Genomic DNA, 19247 nt, shown 5'->3' with positions numbered 1-19247 from the left:
CCGCGGCAGGCCATTCGTGTGCCGACCAGCGCGACTCAAAAAAGGAAAGGTATAATTCCTGAATCATTCCGATGGATGCCGCCGTGCCCGCAACGCCCTATCCCAATCTCCTGGCCCCGCTTGACCTGGGCTTCACCACGCTGCGCAACCGGGTACTCATGGGTTCGATGCATACGGGGCTGGAGGATTTCTTCTGGCACTACGACAAGCTGGCGGCCTATTTCGCGGAACGCGCGGCGGGCGGTGTGGGGCTGATCGTCACCGGCGGCATCGCACCCAACCGGGCGGGTTGGGTATCACCGCTGGCCGGCGAGATGTCGAAGCGCCGGCATGTCTGGCCGCATCGCAAGATCACCCGGGCGGTGCACGCCGAGGGCGGGAAGATCTGCATGCAGATTCTGCACGCCGGGCGCTACGGGTATCACCCGTTCGTGGTGTCGGCCTCGGGGAAGAAGTCGCCCATTTCCCCCTTTACACCGAAGGCCCTCACCGCAAGCGGGATCGAGCAGACGATCGGCGATTACGCCCGGTCCGCGGTGCTCGCGCGTGATGCCGGCTATGACGGCGTCGAGGTAATGGGCTCCGAGGGGTACCTGATCAACCAGTTCCTGGCGCCGCGCACGAATCAGCGCACCGACGACTGGGGCGGCAGTGCCGAGAACCGGCAGCGGCTGGCGGTGGAGATCGTCTCCCGCATCCGCGAGGCGGTGGGCCCGGATTTCATTCTGATCTACCGGCTGTCGATGCTGGATCTGGTCGAGGACGGCCAGACCTGGGAAGAAATCGTGTCACTGGCGAAAAAGGTGGAAGCCGCCGGCGCCACGATCATCAATACCGGCATCGGCTGGCACGAGGCCCGCATTCCCACCATCGTTACCCGGGTGCCCCGGGCCGGGTTCGCGTGGATCACCCGGCGGCTCAGGGACGAGGTCGCGATTCCGCTGTGTACCACCAACCGCATCAATGCGCCGGAGGTGGCCGAGGGCCTGCTGGCCGACGGGGTGGCGGACATGGTGTCGATGGCCCGGCCGTTCCTGGCCGACGCCGAGTTCGTGCGCAAGTCGGCGGACAACCGGGCCGACGAGATCAACACCTGCATCGCCTGCAATCAGGCCTGCCTGGATCACACCTTCAAATGGAAGCATGCCAGCTGCCTGGTAAACCCCCGGGCCTGCCGGGAAACGGAACTGGTCTACACGCCGGCCGAAACACCGAAACGCATCGCCGTGGTGGGTGCCGGGCCGGCCGGACTGGCCGCGGCCACGGTACTGGCCGAACGCGGTCACAAGGTGACGCTGTTTGAAGCCAGTAGCGAGATCGGCGGCCAGTTCAACATGGCCAAGCGTATTCCCGGCAAGGAGGAATTCCACGAAACGCTGCGTTACTACGCCCGCCGGATCGAACTGACAGGCGTGGATCTGCGGCTGAAGCAGCCGGCGATCGCGGCACGTCTGGCCGGGGCGGGTTACGACGAGGTGATCGTGGCCACGGGGGTGACGCCCCGGACGCCGCCGATCAAGGGTATCGACCACCCGATGGTTCGCAGTTACGTCGATGTGCTGCTGAATGGCGCCGATATCGGCCCGCGGGTGGCCGTGGTGGGTGCCGGCGGGATCGGTTTCGATGTGAGTGAGTTTCTCACCCATGACCGCTCGCCGGCGATGGATGCCGAGTTGTTCAATGCGGAATGGGGCGTGGATGTGTCGCTGAACAGCCGCGGTGCCGTCGGCAAGCCGCAGCCGACACCCTCGCCGCGCGAAATCTTCCTGTGCCAGCGCACCGACGACAAGCCCGGCCGCAAGCTGGGTAAGACCAGCGGCTGGGCGCATCGGGCCTCGCTGCAGCATAAAGGCGTGACGATGCTGTCCGGGGTCGAGTATCAAGGCATCGACGACCGGGGCCTGACCATCGTGTGCAACGGCGAAACCCGGTGTCTGGCAGTGGATAACGTGGTTACCTGCACCGGGCAGGAGCCCCGTCATCAACTCGCTGATGCGCTGACCGAAAGCGGTTTCAAGCCGCATGTCATCGGCGGCGCCCGGCTGGCTACGGAACTGGATGCCAAACGGGCGATTCGGGAGGCCAGCGAACTGGCGGCCGGTCTATAAATCGCTTCTCGCGTGCATCGGCGTTTGCGAGAAGTCCAGCAGTCCGAGGGCTCCGGCAGCTCGTATGGCGGGCAAGCGGCCACTGACACCGAGCTTGCGATAAATGCTCTTGAGGTGAAACTTGACCGTGTTTTCCGACACGCTCAAGGAACGCGCGACATCGGCATTGCTGCCACATTCCGGCAGATGCGTCAGGATCTGACGCTCACGCCGGGTGAAAACGGCCGTGGGGGACGCAGACGCCGCGGTGCCGGCAGACCCCACCGTTCGCATCGCGTTGCCACCTGGTGCCACGGCATCCCGTCCGGCGGCGTTGAACTGTTCATCTGCCAGGACGCGATGACGCCATTCGCGGGGCGGCATGCCGTGGCATGCCCGGAAGATATGGCTGAATCGCGCTGCGTCGGCAAAACCGTATTCGAACGCAATATCGGTGATGGTCCTGGCTTGTCGGGCGGGATCAGCAAGCGCCTGACGACAGCGTGCCAGTCGGGTATCCGTAATCAGACGAGCCGGCGTGAGGCCGTGCCGCTTCAGCGCCAGATACAGGCCCCGGCGCGATAGATTCACTGCCCGGGCCAGTTCTCCGGGTGACAGTCCGGGATCGTGCAAATTGCGATCGATATGGGCTTGTACGCGCTGTAACAGGGATCGGCCTTCCGGGGCACCGTGCCGGGGCCTGCCGGCCATGCGCTCAAGCGAGTTGCAGAGCATGGATTGCACCGGCAAGACGACGTCTTCCACGCAATCGTCATCACCGGCGGCTGTACTCTGCATGAGTGACATCAGCGCACAGAGCGCGGCACGCGTAGTCGCGCGTTCGGTAAGGCGCGTGGCAACCAGGCGCTCAGCGGTCCGGAACCAGTCCGGATAGCTGTCATAGGGCAACAAGAGCACTGCAAAACGGGCATGATCGGCTACCCGCAGCCGATAAGCTCGAGCCGTGTCGCAGACCGTGGTATCCCCGGGCCTCATGACTACCTCTTGTCCGCCCTGCTCCAGTGCCGTCATACCGGACAGCTGCCAGAAGAACTTGATGTGGCCGACCTGATCCGACTCGGCGCGCCGGCGCGGCCGCTGCACATGAACGGCCGGGGTCTGAAGCTGCATGATCAGATGCTGTTGACCCGCATAACCGACGGCATCGGCGACGAAGTCCCGCCGCCAGCTGGTCTTGAATTCAAGCCACGGAAATGTGGCGTTCACGAAATCCTTGAACGGCGCAAACTCACGGAAGCGGCGTCTCGCCGCCTGGAAGTCCCTGGATGGCAGATCTGTCGTGATATCCATGGCAATGGTTCCCCGGTCTGTGCTGCAAACGCAACGCTACCCGTGCACGAAAACGCAACCTTGGTGCACACAACGGCAAGCGCGGCAGCCTCCGCCCCGCTACCTTTTCGGGTGGTAAGAGTACATCAACTGCTTGATGCGGATTTGCAGGAGGAGCCAAGCAATGCACATCAGAAAGTACGACTTCGATTACGGTCGCCGGATGCTCATGGAAAAAGCTGCCAAGGGCATCGGTTCGGCCGGCGTCCTGACGAGCCTCTGGCCCATGATCACCAAGGCCGACACGCCCGACATCAAGATGGCCTACCCGGAGGAGCTGACCTCCATCGAGGCCCATACCAAGGGCAAGATCAAGCCCGGTGACGTGATCACCGCCGACAACCTCGAACACGTCGAACATCTGCTCGACCCGATCGAGGTAATCGAAATCCGCGAGGACGGCCGCCGGATCAAGATCCAGGAAACCACCACGGACATGACCGACCTGTTCGAGGATCCGTTCCTGGAAGCCACCCTGCGCAATCAGGGTCGGGCCATGGTCGATAGCGACGGCAACGTCTGGGATCAGAAAAAGGGTAACCCGCTGCGCGGTGGCCTGCCCTTCGTGGAGCCGGATGACGGCTACCAGGCCCAGGCCAACATCAACCTGAGCTGGGGGCGGCACAACTACCAGCAGTACGGCGTGCGTGACTGGGATCTGGGTCCCGACGGCGAGTTGCAGTATCAGTACGACTTCGTCTGGGCCGAATTGCAGGTCAACGCGCGGCCCGACGACACCAGCTGGAACGGTGAAACCGACATGCTGCGTTACCAGTCGGTGTTCTTCACCGCACCCAACGAGCAGTCCGGCACCTCGTTCCTGAACACCTGGCCGTACGACCAGCGCCAGTTTCCGGGCCTGATCGGCTATCTCCCGGCGTTCAAGCGCGTGCGTGAATATCCGACCAACCAGCGCTTCGAGCCGCTGGTGCCGGGCATTACCGTGTTCCTGTCCAACGCCTGGGCCGCCGGCGATCCGCTGGCCACCTGGGGCAACCACAAGATCGTCGAGCGCAAGCCCATGCTGGGTGCCGCCCGCGGTGCCTGGGCCAAGGACGATCCCAACTGGGAGCCGGGCGTGCACGGCGGGCCGCAGGGCAAGACCTACTGGGACAGTGTCCGCGAACTGGTGCCGGAAACCATCGTGGTCGACCTCGAACCTACTGGCTATCCGCGTTCCCCGGTCGGCAAGCGCCGGACCTGGTTCGACGCCCGCAACTTCACCCACGTGCTCAGCGTCGATTACGACCGCAAGGGCAAGGTGTGGAAGAACTGGGACGCCGGGTACGCGAAGTACGAAGGCATGAAGACCCCGGAAGGCCACACCCCCTGGAGCTGGGCGTATGTCACCAGCCACGACATCCAGTCGGGTCGCATGAGCCGCTTCCATCAGGCCAAGGAAGTCACCGGTGGCTACAAGTCGGAATGGGGTACCGATGGCGATACCGCCTACGACAAGTACCTGACCACCCAGGCCATGCGTCGCCTCGGCGCCTAGGGTTACGCTGAAGACAAGGCCCGGTTCGAAGTATCGATGCCTTCGACCGGGCCGGCTTCCCCTCGCTCAGTCTGGCTGTGTCGAGTCGTCGACAGCCAGAGCGCTGGGGCTGACGCCGTAGGCTCGCCGGAAGATCTTGCTGAAGGTACCGGAATCCCGGAACCCCCACCTCAGGGCGATATCGGTGACGCTCTCGCAACGCTCACCGCGGCTGGACAGGTCTCGCCGGCAGCGTTCGAGCCGCTGTTGGCGAATCCATCCAGCGGGGGTTGTACCCGCGCGGGCGAACAGCCGGTGCAGGTGACGCTCGCTGATGTGGTTGTGTGCGGCAATACTGCGGGTATCCAGGTCGGGATCATCCAGATGGCGCGTGATGTCATCCATGACGCGCTGCAGAAACATGAGGCTCGCCCGGTCCCGGTCCGGTCTCGGTAGCGAGGCACTCAACGTCGCCGCCAGGAGCTCTGTCGTGGCATCGAGCACGTGGCTGGCATCGCTGCGCGCCAGCTCCCCGAAGCGGGCATCCAGCGCAAGAATGTGATCGACAAGCAGACGGCTGACGCCTCCGTCAGCGTCGATGCGCTTGCCGACGAAATCATCGACCCGGGGCAGGGCCTGTCGCAGCCTTTCCTGCGGCACCCCGAAGGTGATCTGGCGCAGACCACTGCCCGTCACGAAGGTCATCGGACGTGTGGTGTCCCAGAGGGCGAAGCTACCGGGTGTCAGCGCGGCTTCACGATCATTCATGACCAGGGAAATCGAGCCTTCCGCGATATAGATGAGGTTGTAGAGGGCCTCATCATCCCTGGCGATCTCGCTTCTGCCGCGCTTGCCCACGATGTCGCCCTGCCCGGCCGTGAGGTGGGTAACGCGGAAGCCCTCGAAGCGCCCCTGGCGGATGAATGCCGGAAAGCGATCACAGCGAATCGGGGGAATACGCCAGCGCATGTGGGCGTCGGCCACGAACTCGCGCCAGTAGTCGAACTGGCGGTGGGGTGCGACACACGTGGTACTCCAGGCGTCGGCGTCGTGCCAGCGCGCGACGAGGGACGGCATACGCGGTTCCATAGACTCCTCCATGCCGCATCGAGGCGTTCGTGCACGCCTGCGGACGTGCATCGTCGTCACCTTTTGCCCCCGGTCATTACGGACCGCAGCATGCACGCTACGGTCCGCATCATTATGCGGCAAGCCGACCGGGATGCAAGGTGGCCGTCGGTGCACGCCGGAATCAGGTCAGTTCTGGCCAGATGTCATGTCGCTTATTGCCATGCCCGAGCGGACAGGAACGGCTATGTTGCAGTCAGGCCGCGACCCGCGGCATCCCATCGGAAATCCGATCAACGAGGAGAAAACCATGCTGGTCAACGCCCTTTCCAAGGAAGAGCTCTCCCCCTACATGCGCGAGATTGCAGACGACCTGTATCCGCGTGTGGATGCGGAGTTCATGCCCCACTTCGAACGCTACATGGGCCTGCTCGGCAACGTGCCGGAACATGCCGAACGCTTCTTTCCCTACTACTTCGGTATCTGGTTCGACAACAAGCTGGGACCGAGGCTCACCGAGCTCGCCCGGCTGGCAATCGCCCAGGGAACCCAGTGCCCGCTGTGCCTGGCGGTACGCTACACACCGGATGTAAGCGAGGATGACGTGGCCGCCATACCAGGCATCGATGCGTCGAACCTCAATGACCAGGAGCGCGCCGTCGTGCGCTTTGCCGCTGCCTTCGGCGATAACCATCACGCCATTACCGACAGCCATTTCGAGGAACTCAAGCAACACTTCAGCGATGAGCAGGTCACGGAACTGCTCCTGTGGTGTGCCATGGCCCTGGGCCTGGGCAGGATCCTCAAGGTCGCGCAGATCGTCGACGATGCCTGCCCCCTGCCGGACACCGCGAATCAGCAGAAGACCGCAACCGGCTGAGCTGTACCACTAAACAGGAGAGTCCGCATGCTCGCCGAAGTCCTGCCCATCGTCTCCCCCGAGGAGGTGACGCCCGAATGGATGACTGCTGCCCTGCACCGCAACGGTATCGACGCCACGGTGGCCTCCCTGGACATGGAAGCTGTCGGCACCGGTCAGCTGGGTGAAACCCGCCGCTATTTCATCCATTACCGTGGCACCCCGCCGCCGGCGGCGCCGGCCTCGCTGGTCGGCAAGTTCCCGTCGGCGGACAAGACGGCGGCCGACAGCGGCAAGAACATGGGGTTTTACCGCTCCGAACTCATGTTCTATCGGGAACTGGCCCACCAGACCGACATTCGCACGCCGGACGTGTATGTCGCCGAACTCGACGACGACAACGATTTCGTCCTGCTGCTGGAGGATCTCGCCCCGGCCTGGTGCGGCGACCAGATGCGCGGCTGCAGCGTCGAAGAGGCCCGCAAGGCCCTGGTGGAAGCGGCCCTTCTGCATGCTGCTTTCTGGAACGACCGGGAACTGATGAATCAGGACTGGTGCTACGTGCCGGAAGGCGCCCAGGGCTTCTACACCACCGAGCTGATCGAACAGTCCTGGGACCACGTGCGCAAGACCTATGACGGTCAGTTGAGTCCGGAAGTGATGGATGTGTGCGCAAAGTTCGTGCGCAACCATGCCTGGTGGAATCGGCCGCGTGACTTTCCGAAATGCTTTTCCCACAACGACTTCCGTCCCGACAACATGCTGTTCGGCGGGGCGGACGGGCGGGTCGCCGTGGTGGACTGGCAGACCAGCAACTTCCTCGGCACCGGCATGGATCCGGCCTACTTCCTGGGCGCGATATTCGATCGGGAGACCCGCCGAGCCAATGAACGGCCACTGCTGCAGGCGTATCACGATCAGCTGGTGCACCACGGGGTCACGGACTACAGCTTCGATCACCTGTTGCGCGATTATGCCCACTACAGCTTTGCCCAGATCGCCGTGGCCATGACCGCGACCATGATCGTCAAACGCACCGACCGCGGTGACCGCCTGTTCATGCACATGATTACCGGGGCGGCGCTGCAGGCGCTGGACAACAATGCCCTGGACGACCTCCCGGACTGAAGGGCCGCATGCGTCTGGCAAAACCGCATCTCGACATCGGCCTGTTCACGGCAGACATTCAGGCACAGGGCGCCTTCTGGCGCGACGACGCCGGGCTGCGCCTGGATCACGAGCTCGAGCTGCCGCTCTCGGTGGCCCCGCCAGCCGCTCCACAGGCGGAACGCTGGGTTCAGCATCGCTTCGATGCTCACGGCTCGGTGGTTAAGGTCAATCACTGGAGCGGCGAGCTGCCGGCACTACCGCCATCGGGTTATACCGCCCTCACCATCGCACGCGACAACCCCTCGACCTGGGAAGGCTGGCATCCTGACGGTGGCCGGGTTCGGCTGGTGCCCACCGGCACCGAAGGGGTGGAGGGTATCGCGGTCACGGTGAACACGCCCGATCCCGAGCGGATGATGGCCTTTTACTGCGAGGCGATGTCGTTCGAGCGCCTTGCCCCCCGGACCGCACGGTGCGGCGATACCCTGCTTTTCGTGCAGCCGGGTGACGGCGGTGGGATCGACGAGCACTTCATCGGCCCCGGATTCCGCTATCTCACCATGCAGGTCTTCGATGCCGACCAGGCCTGCGAGTCGATCGTTGAGCGCGGTGGGCGGCTTGCGCGAGCCCCGTTCGGCGTCGGCGACATCGCGCGCATCGGTTTCGTCCAGGATCCTGACGGCAACTGGATCGAGATCTCCGCCCGCACGTCGCTGACCGGCCAGCCGCCGGGGCAGTGACGCCCATCATGCCAAGGATCCAGCGATGACCGACTACATTGACGTCGAGGAGGCGCTTGATCTGCCGGGGCTGCGAGTGGTGCTCACACCCGGGATACCCGGGCCATGGAGCGAGTCCGCCAAGGCCATCCTGCAAGTCAAGGGGCTCGAGTATGTCCCGGCCCGTCAGGACGTGCTTGGCCCCAACCCTGCGCTGCGCCGGTGGTCGGGCCAGACAAGCGCTCCCGTGGCTGCCTGGGAGGACGAACCACCGCGTTCCAACTGGCTCGAACAGCTCTACCTGTTCGAGCGGCTGGCCCCCGAACCGCGCCTGATACCCGCTGATTTCGATGCCCGGGTCGAGATGCTGGGACTGGCCAACGAATTGATGGGCGACGACAGCTTCATCGCCGCCCGGCGGCACATCATGGTCCGCGATTTCACCCGGCCCGAGCAGGACCCGGAAACCCGGAAGATATTCACCGCGCTCGGTGACAAGTACGGTTACAGCGCCGAGGCCGCGGCACAGGCACCGGACCGCTGCGCGGAAATCCTGCAGCACTTCGCGGCGCGGCTGAATCGGATGCGCGACCACGGCGGGAACTACCTGATGGGCAACCATCTGACAGCGCTGGATCTGTACTGGGCCGCCAGTGCGGCCCTGATCGAGCCGCTACCCCAGGTCAACTGCTCCATGACCCCCCTGTTCCGCGCCGTCTACACGAATACCGATCCAGTGGTCGCGCAAGCAACGGATCCGGCTCTGATGGAACATCGCGATTTCATCTACGATCAGCATCTGGTCCTGCCGCTGCAGCTCTGACGCCGATCCGGGACGGCGCCGGCTACCACCCGTTTACGGCACTTGATTCGAGCCGGCGCCCGGCGAGACACTGCTGCCGCCCGCGGCGCCAACGAAGTGAATTACCACGAACCGCCCGTCGAGGTGGCCTGATGCGCGTAACCACCCTGCTGTTACTGCTGATCCTGCCCGCAGCGGCTGCATCAACCCAGGAGCCTGCCGAATCCCGCGGTGAGATGTTTGCAGCCGTCGAGAAACTCATCGAGCGAACAGCGGATGAGACTGGCGTCAGCAGCCTGAGCGACCCGGTGGCAGAGGCCGTGCGTACCGTGCCCCGTCACCATTTCGTACCGGATGATCAGCGCGACAACGCCTACCGCAACCGGCCGTTGCCGATTGGCTACGGGCAGACCATCTCGCAGCCCTACATCGTGGCGCTGATGACCGAGTTGCTCGATCTGCAGCCTGGCGATCGTACCCTGGAACTGGGCACCGGCTCTGGCTACCAGGCAGCATTGCTGGCGGCAATCGTCAACCATGTCTACAGCATCGAGATCGTGCCGGAACTGGCTGAACGAGCAAGCCGAACCCTGCCGGACAACGGCTTCGACAACGTCACCGTGCGCCAGGGTGACGGGTACCACGGGTGGCCGGAGCACGCGCCTTTCGACGCCATTGTCGTCACCGCCGCGGCCGACCACGTGCCGCCACCCCTGATCCAGCAACTCGCGCCGGGCGGACGGCTTGTCCTGCCGCTGGGCAATCCCTACGCGAACCAGACATTGACCGTGGTCGAGAAGCTGGAGGACGGCAGCGTCCGCAACCGCCAGATCCTGCCCGTTCGCTTCGTGCCATTGACCCGCGGCGGCGATTAACCGGATGCGGGCGCCCGCGTTTCGGGGCCACCCCATTCCCTACACCGCTGTCGGCCTGATCGGGGGCCTCGGCCTGGCCTACGAAGTCCTGCTGCTGCGCCTGTTTGCAGTGGCCGAGTCACACCACTTTGCCTATCTCGCGATCAGTCTCGCGCTGCTCGGGTTCGGTATCGCGGGCACCCTGCTGACGCTGACTGGCGCCAGACTGGTGGATCGCGAACGGGCCGCATTCGCCATTGCCGCCCTGGGATTTGCCATCACGGCACCGGCCGGCTGGGCTCTGGCGCAGCGGCTACCGCTGAATCCACTGGCGATCTACTGGGATCCGCTGCAATGGCTATGGCTGGGCTGTCAGTACCTCTTGCTGATACCCCCATTCCTGTTCATCGGCGCCGCGGTCTGCATTGCATTGCAAGCCGCGCCGGCCCGCGCGACGTATACCTATGGTGCCGACCTGGCCGGCGCCGGTATCGGAGCGGTCACACTGGTGGCCCTGCTGTTCTGGCTGGATCCTGCAGCCAGCCTGCGCCTGACTGCGGTACTGGGTGCGGTTGCCGCGTTGCTGGTTGGCCGCCGCGGCCTGCGTCTGACAGCCGTCATGACAGCGCTGGCAATAGCCACAGTACCGGCCGCCTGGCTGGCACCACAGCCCAACCAGTACAAGCAGATCAGCCAGCAACTCAACGCGCCGGGTGCCAAGGTGATCGACCGGCGCCACGGCCCCCTGGGGATACTGGAGCTGGTGCGCAGCCCGCAGGTACCGATCCGGCACGCACCCGGCATGAGCATGGCCAGCCCCCATGCGCCCCCGGCACAACTGGCGCTGTTCACGGACGGTGACGGCAAGACCGCCGTACTCGAAGATGCAGACGAGCCGCCCGCGTACCTGGACTGGTTGACTTCGGCCCTCCCCTACGCCCTGCTGAACCGGCCGGCGACGCTGCTTCTGGGCCTCGGTGGCGGTACCGATATCTGGCAGGCCAAGTACCACCAGGCGCGGGCCGTGGACGCGGTCGAGGTCAATCCGGACAGTGCGGCGCTGATCCGCCAGTACGGCGGCGAGGTGCTGGCGGGCACGGACCTGCACATCGCTGACGCACGCGCCTTCGTGCGTCGGACCGACGATCGCTTCGACCTGATTCAAATGGCATATCTGGGCGCGCCGACCGGCGCCACGGCCGGCGTTGGCAGCCTGCGAGAAGCGCATGCGCATACTCGGGAGGCCTATGCCGACTATCTGGATCGCCTGCGACCGGGTGGCCTATTGGCAGTGACGCACGCGATCAATCTGCCGCCACGTGCCACCGTCAAGGCCCTGGCTACGGCGATCGACGCGCTGGAAAGACGTGGCGTGCGCGAACCCGGCGAGCACCTGGCTCTGGTGCGAGGCTGGAAGAGTGCCACTCTGCTGGTCAAACCGACCCCGCTGACGGCGGACGAGATCCAGGCGGTACGCCGATTCGCCGATAAGCGGTCCTTCGACCTTGCCCATCTTCCCGGCCTGGCAGCCGACGAGGTCAACCGCCATAACCGCCTGGACCGACCATGGTTCCACGAGGCAGCCGAAGCGTTGCTCGGGGACGGCCGGGAGGACTTCTTCCGGCGCTATCCCTTTAACGTCACCCCGGCCACGGATGATCAGCCCTACTTTTTCCACTTCTTCAAATGGCGCCAGCTCTCCTCCCTGGTCGAACAGCGCAGCCGCGGGGCGCTGGGCCAGGTCGAAACCGGCTATCCGCTGATCTGGGCTGCCTTGCTGCAGGCCGGCACCATCGCGGGCCTGCTTATTCTGGCACCAATGACGGTGCGTGCCGGCGCGCTGCGACAAACCCGGGCAGGCCGTGCCCGGTTACTGACCCTGTGCCTGGCGGTCGGTCTGGGTTTCATGTTCGTGGAAATCGCCTTCATCCAGCGGTTCATGCTGATTCTGGGCCATCCGGTTTACGCCGTGGCCATTGTGCTCGCCGGATTTCTGATCTTTGCGGGTGTGGGCAGCGTACTGGCGAGCCGCCTGGGTGACAGCATCAATCGGCCGGTCGCCGGTATTGCCATCCTGTCGGGAATCTACCTGATCCTGTTGCCGGCGGCTTCCCCGACACTGGTCGCCCAGCCGGTACCGATTCGCGTCGCCGCATGCCTGACACTGATCGCGCCGCTGGCAACCTGTATGGGGATGCCTTACGCGCGGGCCCTGCGACGATTGGGGCAACGCGACCCGGCGCTGCTGCCTTGGGCCTGGGCGATCAACGGCTTTGCCTCGGTGGTGGCGGTAATCCTTGCGACCCTGCTGGGTGTCCATCTCGGATTTACCCTGCTCGTTGTCATCGCCGTCGGCCTCTACGCAATCGCAGCAATCGGTTATCGATTCTGACCGTCTACCGCCAGGCAGCCAGAAACCGATCGAGTTCGTTGGCGAAAGCCTGGCGTTCGGGTTTGCCCAGCGCGGCCGGGCCGCCGGTATGAATACCGCTGCTGCGCAGCGTATCCATGAAATCCCGCATGTTCAGGCGTGCCCGGATGGTGTCCGGCTGATACCGCTCGCCGCGCGGGTTGAGGGCGTGCCCCCCTTTTTCGATCACCTCCGCGGCCAGCGGGATGTCCGCGGTGATCACCAGGTCGCCGGGCGCGAGCCGCTGGACGATGACGTTGTCGGCCACGTCGAACCCGGCCGCCACCTGCAGCGTGTGGATATGCGGGGAACGCGGCACGCGCAGGGGCTGGTTAGCCACCAGGGTGACGGTGGTGCCGGTACGCATGGCGGCACGAAACAAGATGTCGCGGATCACCGCCGGACAGGCATCCGCATCCACCCAGATCGCCATGGCGGCTTCGTTGTCCGCCATCAGTCCGCGACCTCGGCCAGCCCCTCGATCATCTCGGCGAGAAAGTCGCCGCCGTAGGACTCCAGCTTCTTCTGGCCGACCCCGTCGATTGCCAGCAGCGCCTGTTCGGTGGTCGGCTTGTGGGTGACCATCGCCAGCAGCGTGCGGTCGTGGAAGATCACATAGGGCGGCACTTCCTGGGCCTCCGACAGCCGCTTGCGTAGTTCCCGGAGCCGGTCCCAGAGCCTGCGATCCGCCGGATCGAGATCTTCCGCGGCGCTGCCGGCGGCGCGGCGCGCGGGCCGGTCCTCGGTGCGTAGCTGACGTAGTTGCAGCCGGGTTTCGCCCCGCAGCAGGGCGCGGCAGTTATCGCCCAGTTGCAGGCCGCCGTAACCGTCGACATCCATGGTCAGATAGCCCAGCGCCACCAGTTGCCGCAACACCGCGCGCCATTCCTTGACGCCAAGATCATTGCCGACGCCGAAGGTGGACAGTTGCGTATGCCCTTGGCGTTCGGCGCGCTCGTCGGTTTGGCCACGCAGGTGATCGATCACGTAGCCGGTGCCGAACCGCTGACCGGTGCGATACACCGCCGACAACGCCTTGCGTGCGGTATCGGTGGCATCCCAGGTCTGTGGCGGATTGAGACAGGTGTCGCAGTTGCCACAGGGCTGGTCACGGGTTTCGCCGAAATAGGCCAGCAGGTGCTGGCGACGGCAGCTGGTGAGTTCGCAGTAGGAGAGCATGGCGTCCAGCTTGTGCCGCTCGACCCGTTTTCGCGGTTCCGGGGCGTCGCCCTCCTCGATCATCCGGCGACGCTGGACCACGTCCTGCAGGCCGTAGAGCATCCAGGCGTCCGCCGGCTCGCCATCACGGCCGCCGCGACCCGTCTCCTGGTAATAGGCCTCGATGCTGGCGGGCAGATCGAGGTGGACCACGAAGCGCACGTCCGGCTTGTCGATGCCCATGCCGAACGCCACGGTGGCCACCATCACCACGTCCTCACCGCGCTGGAATCGGGCCTGATGCGCGGCCCGCTGCTCGCGATCCAGGCCGGCATGGTAAGCCAACGCATCGATGCCCTGCTCGCGCAGCCACGCGGCGATGTCGTCGGTCTTGCGCCGCGACAGGCAATACACGATACCGGCCTGGTCGGGGTGTTCGTCACGCAAGAAACGCAGTAACTGCTGCTTGGCATTCCCCCGCTCGGCCACCCGGTAACGGATGTTGGGCCGGTCGAAACTGTGCACGAAGCCGGCAGCACCTTGCAGTGACAGGCGCTGGCGGATCTCCTCCCGGGTGCGGGGATCGGCGGTGGCGGTCAGCGCGATGCGGGGAATCCGGGGAAAGCGTTCGGCCAGCCCGGACAGTTGCATGTACTCGGGCCGGAAATCATGGCCCCACTGGGACACGCAGTGGGCCTCGTCGATGGCGAACAAGGCCAGATCGCAGTCGGCCAGCAGAGCCAGCGTGCGGGGCTGCATCAAGCGTTCCGGCGCGATGTAGACGAGGTCCAGCGAACCGGCCTGCATGTCCCGCTCGATCGCAGCCTGATCGTCGGCGGAAAGACTGGAATTGAGCACTGCCGCGGCCACGCCGAGCTGCCGCAGTGCCGCCACCTGATCGGCCATCAGCGCGATCAGCGGTGATATCACCACGGCCAGCCCCGGCCGCAGCAGCGCGGGAATCTGATAGCACAGGGACTTGCCGCCACCGGTGGGCATGAGCACGAAGGCGTCGTCACCGGCGGCTACCGCGGCCACGATCTCGGCCTGACGGCCGCGAAAGGTCTGATAACCGAAGGTCTCGCGCAGAATGCGCTCGGCATCGGAGTTGGCCGTCATGCTGGGTTCGGGATTATTCAAGGTGTGGGACAGGCGCAGGCGGGAAACCGCAGCCGCGGACTGTAGCCTGTTCCGCGGCGCCGGATCGAGCCCGCGTGGAGAGTCGCACCGGCCGAATGTCAGTCGCCGGCGTCGTTCGGCGTGATTCGCACCAGCAACTGGCGGGCGCCAACCTGATCCCCGGCCGCAACCGCCACCTCGGCGATCTCGCCGTCCACGTCAGCAGCCACCTGGAATTCCATCTTCATCGCCTCGAGCACCAGCAGCGTCTGGCCGTGCGTGACCTGGTCACCGGTGGCCACCCGGACCTCGATGATCTTGCCGTCGCTGTTGGCGATGATTTCCCCGGAGCCCTGAACGTCACCGCGAGTCTCGGCAGCGGCGAGCGTGACATCGTGATAGGCCAGCGTCAGACCCAGCAGATCGAGCCAGAGGGCATCGTCGCAACGGGTGAATCGGGCCCGGTGATCGGCGCCGTCGATGCGACAGCGCAGATGCCCGTCGGCAACGGCGTCGAGCGTGATTTCGTGGGCGACGAACTGGTCACCGTCGCCGGTGGTGACACGGTATCGTCCTACCCCCCGGGCGTGCACCCACAGGCGGAGCTTTTCCTGTGCCTGTCCGGCACGCAGCACCAGTGGCGCCGGGCTCGGATTGGCGCTGTGCCAGGTCAGCAGTTCCTCGCTGACATGGCGGTCGCCGGCCAGCTGACGGGCATCACCGTGGAAGCAGAGTGCGGCAGCCAGCGCCGCATGGCGAGTGTCCGCGGCGGGCAGCGATGCCGCGACATCCGGAAAATGGGTGGGGACGAAGCCGGTATCGAAACTGCCGGCGGCGAAAGCGGGATGCGCCAGGGTCAGGCGCAGGAAATCCCGATTGCAGGCCACGCCAAAGAAGATGGTGTCGTCCAGCGCCCGCAGCAACCGCTGGCGGGCGATCTCGCGGGTTTCACCATGGGCGATGATCTTGGCCTGCATCGAGTCGTAATGGGGGCTGACCTCGCCCCCGTCGAGCACGCCGTGATCCACCCGGATACCCTCCCCCGCGGGGGGGCGCCAGGCCAGCACCGGCCCGGTCTGCGGCAGGAACTGATTGGCCGGCTCCTCGGCGCAGAGCCTCACCTCGATGGCGTGGCCGCGTAGCTGGATATCGTCCTGGACCAGGGTCAGATGCTCGCCGTTGGCCACCCGTAGCTGCCAGGCCACCAGGTCCACGCCGGTGACCAGTTCGGTCACCGGATGTTCCACCTGCAACCGGGTATTCATCTCCAGGAAGTAGAACTTGCCGTCGGCATCCAGCAGGAATTCCACCGTGCCGGCACCGCGGTAGTCGATGGCCCGGGCCGCCGCGACCGCCGCCTCGCCCATCGCTGCGCGCAGTTCCGGCGTGGCCACCGGACAGGGGCTTTCCTCAACGATCTTCTGATGGCGGCGCTGGACGGAGCAGTCGCGCTCGCCCAGGTGAATGACATGGCCATGGGCGTCGGCCAGCACCTGGATTTCCACGTGCCGGGCACCCGTTACCGCCTTTTCGACAATGATCTCGTCGTTACCGAAGGCACTCTGTGCCTCCGAACGCGCCGACTTGATTGCCTCGGCCAGGCCGGCAGCCTCATCCACCAGACGCATGCCGCGACCGCCGCCCCCGGCGGCCGCCTTGATCATGACCGGCAACCCGATCTCAGCGGCCCGGTCGGCCAGCGACTTGATGTCGTCGCTGCCCTTGAAGCCGGGAATACAGGGCACGCCAGCGGCTTCCATGCGCTCCTTGGCCGCCCGCTTGTTGCCCATCAGATCGATGGCCTCGGGTTGCGGGCCGACAAAGATCAGGCTGGCGGCCTCCACCGCCCGCGCGAAGTCGGCATTCTCCGCCAGGAACCCGTAACCCGGATGCACGGCATCGGCACCGGTGGCGCGCGCCGCCTCGATGATCACCGGAATCGACAGGTAGGAATCGCTGGCCGCCGGCGGCCCGATGCGCACCGCCTCATCGGCCACACGGACGTGGCGGGCGGCGGCGTCGGCATCGCTGTAAACGGCCACCGTGCGATAGCCGAGACGTGCCGCACCTTCCAGGACGCGGACGGCAATCTCGCCACGGTTGGCGACCAGTATCTTCTTCATGGCGTACTTCCCGATCCTTTAGTAACCGCAAAGTGCGCAAGGCACGCAAAGAAAGTTTTCTGTCGTTCTTTCACTTTTGCGCCCTTTGCGTGCTTTGCGGTTGATCACTCTGCCCAGCCTGGCAATCGTTTCTCGATGAATGCCGCGGTGCCCTCCTTGCCCTCGTCGCTGCGCACGCATTCGGAGAACTGCCGCGCCGCGTCGTCCAGCAGGGGCTCCAGCTCCTCGTTGCCCACCCGCAGCATCAGGGCCTTGGTAATGGCGTTGGCGTTGGGCGCGCAGCGGCGAATCTGTCCGAGGGTTTCATCCAGCCGCGAGGCCAGAGCCGCATCGTCGGGCTCGCAGAAATGCACCAGACCGAGGCGACGGGCTTCCTCGCCATCGAAGCGGCCGCCGCATACCCCCAGGCGGCGGGCCTGGGTCAGGCCGATGCGGGCGACCACGAACGGGGCGATCTGGGCGGGCGGCAGGCCCAGCCCGGTTTCCGGCAGGCCGAACTTCGCGTCCTTGTGGGCGATGGCGACATCCGAGATACAGGCCAGCCCGAAGCCGCCGCCAAGCACCGCGCCTTCCAGCACGGCAACGACCGCGGCGCGAGTTCGCGACAGCGCGGTGAGCATGGTGCCGAAGCCGCGGTTGTAGTCGGCCGCCGGATCCCCGCTCCCGTCCGCCTGGCGGATGCGGGCCATGTCCTTGATGTCGCCGCCGGCGCAGAAGTTGCCCGCCGCACCCCGGATTACCAGCGCCCGCACTGCCGCCTGATCGTTGGCGAATCCGGCGAGTTCGGTGAGTTCCCGCACCATCGCCACGTTCATCGCGTTGCGGGCCTCGGGACAATTGAGCGTGGCGTGCAGCACGCCGTTATCGGCGGCCAGTGTCAGTGTTTCGTAGTCCGGCAGTTGCATGGCGCTAGCGCTTGCCACCGGCCATGCCCAGGCGCTTGCTGATGATCGACAGCATCACCTCGTCGGCGCCGCCACCGATGGAATGCAGCCGCAGGTCGCGGTAGAACTGGGCCACCTGGTTGTCCCACATGAAGCCCTGCCCGCCCCAGAACTGCAGGCAGTCGTCGGCCACGTCGCGCGCAACCCGCGCGCTCTTGAGCTTGGCCATCGAGGCCAGCAGCGTGACGTCCTCGCCGGCAAGCAGCTTTTCCGTGGCCTGATAGACCAGCGCCCGGGTGGCCTCCACCTCGGTGGCCAGTTCGGACAGGCGGTACTGCACGTACTGCTGGTTGAGCACCGTGCCGCCGAAGGCCTTGCGCTGACCGGCGTACTCGGCAGTTTCCGCGATGCAGCGATCCATGGCCGCCAGGATGCTGGCGGACAGGAACAGGCGTTCCTCCTGGAACTGTTGCATCTGATAGACGAAACCCTTGCCCTCCTCACCGATCAGATAACGCGCGGGCACCCGCACGTCCTCGAAGAAGATGATGGCGGTGTCGGACGAGCGCTGTCCCAGCTTGTCGAGCTTGGTCTTGCGGTCGATGCCCGGGGTATCGAGTGGCACCACGATCAGCGACTTGTTGCCGTGCCGGTTGCCATCGCCGGACTCGCCGGTGTTCACCAGCAGACATATCCAGTCACCCTGGACGCCGTTGGTAATCCACATCTTCTGGCCGTTGATGACGTAGTCGTCGCCGTCACGGCGGGCGGTGGTCTTGATGCTGGCCACATCCGATCCGGCGCCCGGTTCGGAAACGCCGATACAGGCCACCTGCTGGCCGGCAATGGCCGGCATCAGGAAATCGCGCTTGAGCTCGTCCGAGCCGTAACGTGCCAGCGCCGGGGTGGCCATGTCGGTTTGTACGCCGATGGCCATGGGCACGCCCCCCACCCGGCAATGGCCGAGGGCCTCGGCGAACTGGATCTGATAGGAGTAATCCAGCCCCAGTCCGCCGACGGCTTCAGGCTTGGCGATCCCGAGCAGGCCCAGATTCCCCATCTTCCCCAGAATGTCGTGGGCCGGCCAGATGCCGGAGGCTTCCCAATCATCCACATGCGGATTGATCGTCTCCTCGACGAACTTCCGGGTGGTATCGAATATCTGCTGATGTTCGTGGCTTATGTGCATTACTTGCCTCTAAACGTTAACCGCAAAGACCGCAAAAG

15 protein-coding genes are annotated in these 19247 nt (G+C 65.2%); 8 read left to right on the top strand and 7 right to left on the bottom strand.

The window, feature by feature from the left end:
* The first annotated feature begins 71 nt into the window (after window positions 1-71).
* Window positions 72-2108 carry an FAD-dependent oxidoreductase gene (locus tag RM532_RS13705; RefSeq protein ID WP_423246903.1) on the top strand — a complete coding sequence of 679 codons (2037 nt, stop codon included), beginning with the start codon at window positions 72-74 and terminating at the stop codon, window positions 2106-2108.
* On the opposite strand, the gene RM532_RS13700 is transcribed toward RM532_RS13705, so the two are convergent.
* A complete protein-coding gene (locus RM532_RS13700) occupies window positions 2103-3398 on the bottom strand; it encodes a helix-turn-helix domain-containing protein (protein WP_311653900.1) in 1296 nt (431 codons plus the stop codon). The two genes, RM532_RS13705 and RM532_RS13700, sit on opposite strands and share 6 nt — an antisense overlap.
* A 163-nt stretch (window positions 3399-3561) precedes the next feature.
* Here RM532_RS13700 and RM532_RS13695 point away from each other — a divergent pair, with 163 nt between their 5' ends.
* Window positions 3562-4935, top strand: a complete 1374-nt coding sequence (locus RM532_RS13695; protein ID WP_311653899.1) for a DUF1329 domain-containing protein — start codon at window positions 3562-3564, stop codon at window positions 4933-4935.
* A 66-nt stretch (window positions 4936-5001) separates the two neighbouring features.
* Here the strand turns inward: RM532_RS13695 and RM532_RS13690 are convergent, their stop codons facing one another.
* A complete protein-coding gene (locus RM532_RS13690; RefSeq protein ID WP_311653898.1) occupies window positions 5002-5991 on the bottom strand; it encodes an AraC-like ligand-binding domain-containing protein in 990 nt (329 codons plus the stop codon).
* A gap of 301 nt (window positions 5992-6292) precedes the next feature.
* On the opposite strand from RM532_RS13690, the gene RM532_RS13685 reads away from it, so the two are divergent.
* From RM532_RS13685 to RM532_RS13660, 6 genes are all read left to right on the top strand, one after another.
* Entirely contained in the window at window positions 6293-6862 is a 570-nt protein-coding gene (locus RM532_RS13685; protein WP_311653897.1) for a carboxymuconolactone decarboxylase family protein, read from the top strand.
* A 27-nt stretch (window positions 6863-6889) separates the two neighbouring features.
* The gene (locus RM532_RS13680; RefSeq protein ID WP_311653896.1) at window positions 6890-7969 is read left to right on the top strand and encodes a phosphotransferase; all 1080 of its coding nucleotides are present in this window, start codon (window positions 6890-6892) and stop codon (window positions 7967-7969) included.
* 8 nt (window positions 7970-7977) lie between these two features.
* The gene (locus RM532_RS13675; RefSeq protein WP_311653895.1) at window positions 7978-8691 is read left to right on the top strand and encodes a VOC family protein; all 714 of its coding nucleotides are present in this window, start codon (window positions 7978-7980) and stop codon (window positions 8689-8691) included.
* Between the two features lie 25 nt (window positions 8692-8716).
* Window positions 8717-9493, top strand: a complete 777-nt coding sequence (locus RM532_RS13670; RefSeq protein WP_311653894.1) for a glutathione S-transferase family protein — start codon at window positions 8717-8719, stop codon at window positions 9491-9493.
* A gap of 131 nt (window positions 9494-9624) precedes the next feature.
* Window positions 9625-10347, top strand: a complete 723-nt coding sequence (locus RM532_RS13665; RefSeq protein ID WP_311653893.1) for a protein-L-isoaspartate(D-aspartate) O-methyltransferase — start codon at window positions 9625-9627, stop codon at window positions 10345-10347.
* A gap of 4 nt (window positions 10348-10351) precedes the next feature.
* A complete protein-coding gene (locus RM532_RS13660) occupies window positions 10352-12718 on the top strand; it encodes a spermidine synthase family protein (RefSeq protein WP_311653892.1) in 2367 nt (788 codons plus the stop codon).
* Window positions 12719-12722: 4 nt separating this feature from the next.
* On the opposite strand, the gene RM532_RS13655 is transcribed toward RM532_RS13660, so the two are convergent.
* From RM532_RS13655 to RM532_RS13635, 5 genes are all read right to left on the bottom strand, one after another.
* Window positions 12723-13169, bottom strand: a complete 447-nt coding sequence (locus tag RM532_RS13655; protein WP_349255331.1) for a YaiI/YqxD family protein — start codon at window positions 13167-13169, stop codon at window positions 12723-12725.
* A 20-nt stretch (window positions 13170-13189) separates the two neighbouring features.
* Entirely contained in the window at window positions 13190-15013 is a 1824-nt protein-coding gene (gene recQ / locus RM532_RS13650; RefSeq protein ID WP_311653890.1) for a DNA helicase RecQ, read from the bottom strand.
* Window positions 15014-15132: 119 nt separating this feature from the next.
* Window positions 15133-17136 carry an acetyl/propionyl/methylcrotonyl-CoA carboxylase subunit alpha gene (locus tag RM532_RS13645; protein WP_311653889.1) on the bottom strand — a complete coding sequence of 668 codons (2004 nt, stop codon included), beginning with the start codon at window positions 17134-17136 and terminating at the stop codon, window positions 15133-15135.
* Between the two features lie 104 nt (window positions 17137-17240).
* Entirely contained in the window at window positions 17241-18041 is an 801-nt protein-coding gene (locus tag RM532_RS13640; protein ID WP_311653888.1) for an enoyl-CoA hydratase/isomerase family protein, read from the bottom strand.
* A 4-nt stretch (window positions 18042-18045) separates the two neighbouring features.
* The gene (locus RM532_RS13635; protein WP_311653887.1) at window positions 18046-19209 is read right to left on the bottom strand and encodes an acyl-CoA dehydrogenase family protein; all 1164 of its coding nucleotides are present in this window, start codon (window positions 19207-19209) and stop codon (window positions 18046-18048) included.
* Window positions 19210-19247: the final 38 nt, after the last annotated feature.

It is taken from the genome of Spectribacter hydrogenoxidans (genome assembly GCF_031846275.1).
GTDB lineage: Bacteria > Pseudomonadota > Gammaproteobacteria > Nevskiales > Salinisphaeraceae > Spectribacter > Spectribacter hydrogenoxidans.
Note: the sequence above shows the minus strand (reverse complement) of the source record. Positions and strands in the feature narration are given on the sequence as shown.